Source organism: Pseudomonas sp. BAY1663, from assembly GCF_000582595.1.
GTDB lineage: Bacteria > Pseudomonadota > Gammaproteobacteria > Pseudomonadales > Pseudomonadaceae > Stutzerimonas > Stutzerimonas stutzeri_AF.
On record NZ_AZSV01000037.1, the window covers coordinates 34,894 to 40,893 of the forward strand.

A 6,000-nucleotide genomic window follows, 5' to 3' on the forward strand; every position below is an offset into this window, starting at 1 on the left:
TCCTTGTCGATATGTTTGCGCCTTTATTGAAGAAACTCTTTGGAAGCAAGAATGAGCGTGAGGTCAAACGCATGCTCAAGGCGGTGCAGGCCGTCAATGCCCTCGAAGAGCGGATGCTGTCGCTTTCCGACGAGCAACTGCGGAGCAAGACCGAAGAGTTCAAGGCCCGTCTCGATAAAGGCGAAACCCTCGACCAGATCCTTCCCGAGGCCTTCGCCGTCTGCCGCGAGGCCGGCAAGCGTGTGATGGGCATGCGCCATTTCGACGTTCAGCTCATCGGTGGCATGACCTTGCACGAAGGCCGCATCGCCGAGATGCGCACCGGTGAGGGCAAGACCCTGGTCGCCACCCTCGCGGTCTATCTGAATGCGCTGGCCGGCAAAGGCGTGCATGTGGTGACGGTCAACGATTACCTGGCACGTCGCGACGCCAACTGGATGCGTCCGTTGTACGAATTCCTCGGCCTCACGGTCGGTATCGTCACGCCGTTCCAGCCGCCGGAAGAGAAGCGCGCCGCCTACGCCGCCGACATCACCTACGGCACCAACAACGAATTCGGTTTCGACTACCTGCGCGACAACATGGCGTTCAGCCTGGAGGAGAAGCACCAGCGCGAGCTCAATTTCGCCGTCATCGACGAGGTCGACTCCATCCTGATCGACGAGGCGCGCACCCCGCTGATCATTTCCGGCCAGGCCGAAGACAGCTCCAAGCTCTACCAGCAGATCAACCAGCTGATCCCGCACCTCAAGCAGCACATCGAGGAGGAAGAGGGCGTCGTTACCCAGGAAGGCCACTTCACCGTCGATGAAAAGACCCGCCAGGTGGAACTGAACGAGCAGGGCCACCAGTTCATCGAGGAACTGCTGACCAAGGCCGGCCTGCTCGCCGAGGGCGAAAGTCTCTATTCGGCGCACAATCTCGGCTTGCTGACCCATGTCTATTCCGGGCTGCGCGCGCACAAGCTGTTCCATCGCAACGTCGAATACATCGTGCAGAACAACCAGGTGCTGCTGATCGACGAGCATACCGGCCGTACCATGCCCGGCCGCCGCCTCTCCGAGGGCCTGCACCAGGCCATCGAGGCGAAGGAAGGGCTGCAGATCCAGCCGGAAAGCCAGACCCTGGCGTCCACCACCTTCCAGAACTACTTCCGCCTGTACAAGAAACTCTCCGGCATGACCGGTACCGCCGATACCGAGGCCTTCGAGTTCCAGCAGATCTACAACCTGCCAGTGGTGGTCATCCCGACCAACAAGCCGCTGGCGCGCAAGGATTTCAACGACCTGGTCTACCTGACCCAGGAAGAGAAGTTCGCCGCGATCATCGCCGACATCAAGGAATGCCGGGAGCAGGGCCGGCCGGTGCTGGTCGGCACCGCCACCATCGAGACCTCCGAATACGTCTCGCGCCTGCTGGAGAAGGAAGGCATCGAGCACAAGGTGCTCAACGCCAAGCACCACGACAAGGAAGCCGAGATCATCGCCCAGGCCGGCCGGCCGGGCGCGGTGACCATCGCCACCAACATGGCCGGTCGCGGTACCGACATCCTGCTCGGTGGCAACTGGGAAGTGGAGGTGGCAGCCCTGGAGAATCCGAGCGAGGAACAGGTCGCCCGGATCAAGGCGGACTGGCAGACGCGCCACCAGCAGGTGCTCGAGGCCGGTGGCCTGCACGTGATCGCCTCCGAGCGCCACGAGTCGCGGCGTATCGACAACCAGCTGCGCGGCCGTGCCGGGCGCCAGGGTGACCCGGGTTCCAGCCGCTTCTACCTGTCGCTGGAAGACAACCTGATGCGCATCTTCGCCTCCGACCGGGTGAAGAACTTCATGAAGGCGCTGGGCATGGAGTCTGGCGAGGCGATCGAGCACCGCATGGTCACCAATGCCATCGAAAAGGCGCAGCGCAAGGTCGAGGGACGCAACTTCGACATGCGCAAGCAACTGCTGGAGTACGACGACGTCGCCAACGAGCAGCGCAAGGTCATCTACCACATGCGCAACAGCCTGCTGGCCGCCGATGAAATCGGCCAGACCATCGTCGAGTTCCGCCAGGAAGCGCTGGATGCCGCCATCGGGGGGCACATTCCGCCGCAATCGTTGCCGGAGCAGTGGGACATTCCCGGCCTGGAAGCCACGCTCTACAGCGACTTCGGGGTACGCTTGCCGATCCAGCAGTGGCTCGACGAGGACGAGAAGCTCTACGAGGAAACCCTGCGCGAGAAGATCATGCAGGCCCTGCTCGACGCCTATCGCGAGAAGGAAGAGATGGCCGGTGCCGAGGCGCTGCGCTCCTTCGAGAAGCAGATCGTGCTGCGCGTGCTGGACGATCTGTGGAAGGAGCACCTGTCCACCATGGATCATCTGCGTCACGGCATCCACCTGCGCGGCTACGCACAGAAGAACCCGAAGCAGGAGTACAAGCGCGAGTCCTTCGCGCTGTTCCAGGATCTGCTCGATTCCATCAAGCGCGACAGCATCCGCGTGCTGTCCCATGTCCAGGTACGCCGCGAAGACCCGGCGGAAGAGGAGGCGCGCCTGCGGCGCGAAGCCGAGGAACTGGCGCGCCGCATGCAGTTCCAACATGCGGAAGTCTCCGCGCTGGAGCAACCGGAGGAGCAGGCCGAGGCCGAAGGCCAGGCCGACGTCGCCGTGGCACCGGTGCGCACCGAGCCGAAGATCGGCCGCAACGAGCCCTGCCCATGCGGCTCGGGCAAGAAGTACAAGCATTGCCATGGACAGGTCCAGTAAGCGGAACCTTTCCATGTGAACCCGCGCCGCGACCGGTCCTGCCGCTCGCGGCGTTTTTCTCCCCGTTTTCCTCATGGCCCGCGGGCCATTCAACGTCTGAAGGAGCGTATCCATGGCGGTCGGTCTTGGTCCTTTACCCACGCTGCATCCGGTTCCCGGTTTCGAACTCGGTATCGCCTCGGCCGGCATCAAGCGCCCCGGCCGCAAGGACGTGGTGGTGATGCGCTGTGCCGAAGGCTCGCGCGTGGCTGGCGTGACGACCACCAATGCCTTCTGTGCGGCGCCGGTGCTGGTCACCCGCGAGCGCATGCACGGCGCGGTGCGCTACCTGCTGACCAACACCGGCAACGCCAATGCCGGGACCGGGCCGCAGGGATTGGCCAATGCCCGCCGCACCTGCGCCGCCCTGGCAGCGCTGACCGGCGTCGACGAGGCGGCGGTGCTGCCATTCTCCACCGGTGTGATCGGCGAGCCGCTGCCGGTGGAGAAGATCGAATCCGCCCTGCAGGCGGCGCTCGATGACCTGTCCGTGGATAACTGGGCCGCTGCCGCCAGCGGCATCATGACCACCGACACCCTGCCCAAGGGCGCCAGCCGGCAGTTCCAGCACGACGGCGTGACCGTCACGGTGACCGGCATCAGCAAGGGCGCCGGCATGATCCGGCCGAACATGGCGACCATGCTCGGCTACATCGCCACCGACGCCAAGGTGGCGCAGGGCGTGCTGCAGGATCTGGTGCGCGATGCGGCGAACAAGTCGTTCAACCGCATCACCATCGACGGCGACACCTCCACCAACGACTGCTGCATGCTGATCGCCACCGGCCAGGCCGTGCTGCCGGAAATCACCGAGGCGGCCGGCGAGCTGTTCGCCAAGCTGCGGCAGGCGGTGTTCGAGGTATTCATGGAAGTCGCCCAGGCCATCGTCCGCGATGGCGAAGGTGCGACCAAGTTCGTCACCGTGCAGGTCAACGGCGGCGGCAACCACCAGGAATGCCTGGACGTCGGCTATGCCGTCGCGCACTCGCCGCTGATCAAGACCGCACTGTTCGCCTCCGATCCGAACTGGGGCCGTATCCTCGCCGCGGTGGGCTATGCCGGTGTGCCGGAGCTGGACGTGAGCAGGATCGACGTCTACCTCGGTGAGGTCTGCATCGCCAGCCAGGGTGGCCGCGCGGCCAGCTACACCGAGGAACAGGGGGCGGCGGTGATGGCCCGCGAGGAAATCACCATCCGCATCGAACTGGGCCGTGGCGCCTGCAGCGAGACTATCTGGACCACAGATCTGTCGCACGAGTACGTGCGGATCAACGCCGAATACCGCACGTGAAAAAGCGGTGCTGTGGTAGAGGGGGGCACACTTTCGTAGGAGCGGGCCATGCCCGCGATGACTCTGCGTGGCCGGGGTTCGCGAGCATGGCGCGCTCCTGCAGCATGCAACGCTGCCGGCTGAAGCCTGACCTATGAAACGAATCCATGTCGCAGCCGCGGTCGTCCGCTGCGCGGACGGTCTCGTGCTGATCGCCAAGCGGCCGCTCGACAAACACCAGGGCGGGCTGTGGGAGTTTCCCGGCGGCAAGGTCGAGGCGGGCGAGGCCGTCGAGACCGCGCTCGCGCGCGAACTGCTGGAGGAACTGGGCATCGGCGTGACGGCGGCGCGACCGCTGATCCAGGTGCGCCACGACTACCCGGACAAGCACGTCCTGCTGGACGTCTGGGAGGTATCGGCATTTTCCGGCGAGCCGCACGGCGCCGAAGGCCAGCCGCTGGCCTGGGTCGCGCCGGCACGATTGTCGGACTACGCCTTCCCGGCGGCGAACCGTCCGATCGTCGCCGCCGCGCGCTTGCCCGATCGCTATCTGATTACCCCTGACGATGCTTCCCCGCGAGAATTGCTGGACGGCCTGGCGCGAGCCTTGGATGCCGGCATCCGCCTGCTCCAGCTACGCGCACCGTCGCTGTCCGACGCCGACTACCGGGCGCTGGCGACCGACGCCCTGGCCCTGTGCGCCGGGCGGGCGCAGCTCATGCTCAAGGGCCCGCTGGAGTGGGCGAGCGGGTTTCCGGCCGCCGGCTGGCAGCTGACGGCCGAGCAGCTTCGACGCCATGCGGGACAGGCCCGGCCGCTTCCGGCCGGGCAATGGCTGGCGGCCTCCTGCCATGATGCCGAAGAGCTGGCCATGGCTACGGCATTGGGCGTAGATTTCGTCACGTTGTCACCCGTACTGGCGACGCCGACGCATCCCGAGGCGTGTCCGTTGGGATGGCCGCGGGTGACGGAGCTGTTGCAGGGCTTCAACCAGCCGGCCTTCGTGCTCGGCGGTATGACCCCGGCGCACCTGCCCGACGCATGGCGGGCCGGCGCACAGGGTGTGGCGGCGATAAGAGCGCTATGGCCCGCTGAACCTGCATGACGATTGCCGGTCGATGGCTCAGGGTCGCCGTTATACGATCTTCGATAGAGAAAAGTAATTTTGCTTATTCTCTTAATCAATTAACCGTATGCGACTGACTGCGTTATCGTAGGCCCCGTTAAATTTCTGAACCCCCTGAAGGAGTTAGCAGATGTCTCTGATCAACACCCAAGTTCAACCGTTCAAGGTCAACGCTTTCCACAACGGCAAGTTCATCGAAGTCACCGAAGAGTCCCTGAAGGGCAAGTGGTCGGTACTGATCTTCATGCCGGCAGCCTTCACCTTCAACTGCCCGACCGAGATCGAGGACGCGGCCAACAACTACGCCGAGTTCCAGAAGGCCGGTGCCGAGGTGTACATCGTCACCACCGACACCCACTTCTCGCACAAGGTCTGGCATGAAACCTCCCCGGCCGTTGGCAAGGCGCAGTTCCCGCTGATCGGCGACCCGACCCACCAGCTGACCAACGCTTTCGGCGTACACATTGCCGAAGAAGGCCTGGCCCTGCGTGGCACCTTCATCATCAACCCGGAAGGCCAGATCAAGACCCTGGAAATCCACTCCAACGAAATCGCGCGTGACGTCGGCGAAACCCTGCGCAAGCTGAAGGCCGCCCAGTACACCGCCGCGCACCCGGGCGAAGTTTGCCCGGCCAAGTGGAAAGAAGGCGAGAAGACCCTGGCTCCGTCGCTGGACCTGGTCGGCAAGATCTAAGCTTCGCCTACCTGCCTTGCATGCTGGAGAGGCCGTGACCCGGCCTCTACCAACCCGACGCCTGGACGCGACCCGTCCGGGCGTTTTATTAACTGAAATTCGCACGTAGGTACCGTCGATC

The 6,000-nt window shown here is 64.4% G+C and carries 4 protein-coding genes; all 4 read left to right on the top strand.

All coding sequences use genetic code 11. From position 1 onward, the window contains the following. Window positions 1–11 precede the first annotated feature (11 nt). The 4 genes from secA to ahpC all read left to right on the top strand — a co-directional run bounded on the left by secA (window position 12) and on the right by ahpC (window position 5,879). The gene (gene secA, locus BAY1663_RS12320; protein WP_037041188.1) at window positions 12–2,750 is read left to right on the top strand and encodes a preprotein translocase subunit SecA; all 2,739 of its coding nucleotides are present in this window, start codon (window positions 12–14) and stop codon (window positions 2,748–2,750) included. 112 nt (window positions 2,751–2,862) lie between these two features. Further along, window positions 2,863–4,080, top strand: a complete 1,218-nt coding sequence (argJ, locus tag BAY1663_RS12325; protein ID WP_037041191.1) for a bifunctional glutamate N-acetyltransferase/amino-acid acetyltransferase ArgJ — start codon at window positions 2,863–2,865, stop codon at window positions 4,078–4,080. 133 nt (window positions 4,081–4,213) lie between these two features. Beyond that, the gene (locus tag BAY1663_RS12330) at window positions 4,214–5,164 is read left to right on the top strand and encodes a Nudix family hydrolase (protein ID WP_037041193.1); all 951 of its coding nucleotides are present in this window, start codon (window positions 4,214–4,216) and stop codon (window positions 5,162–5,164) included. A 151-nt stretch (window positions 5,165–5,315) separates the two neighbouring features. Beyond that, the gene (ahpC, locus tag BAY1663_RS12335; protein ID WP_021208079.1) at window positions 5,316–5,879 is read left to right on the top strand and encodes an alkyl hydroperoxide reductase subunit C; all 564 of its coding nucleotides are present in this window, start codon (window positions 5,316–5,318) and stop codon (window positions 5,877–5,879) included. The last annotated feature ends 121 nt before the right edge of the window (window positions 5,880–6,000 follow it).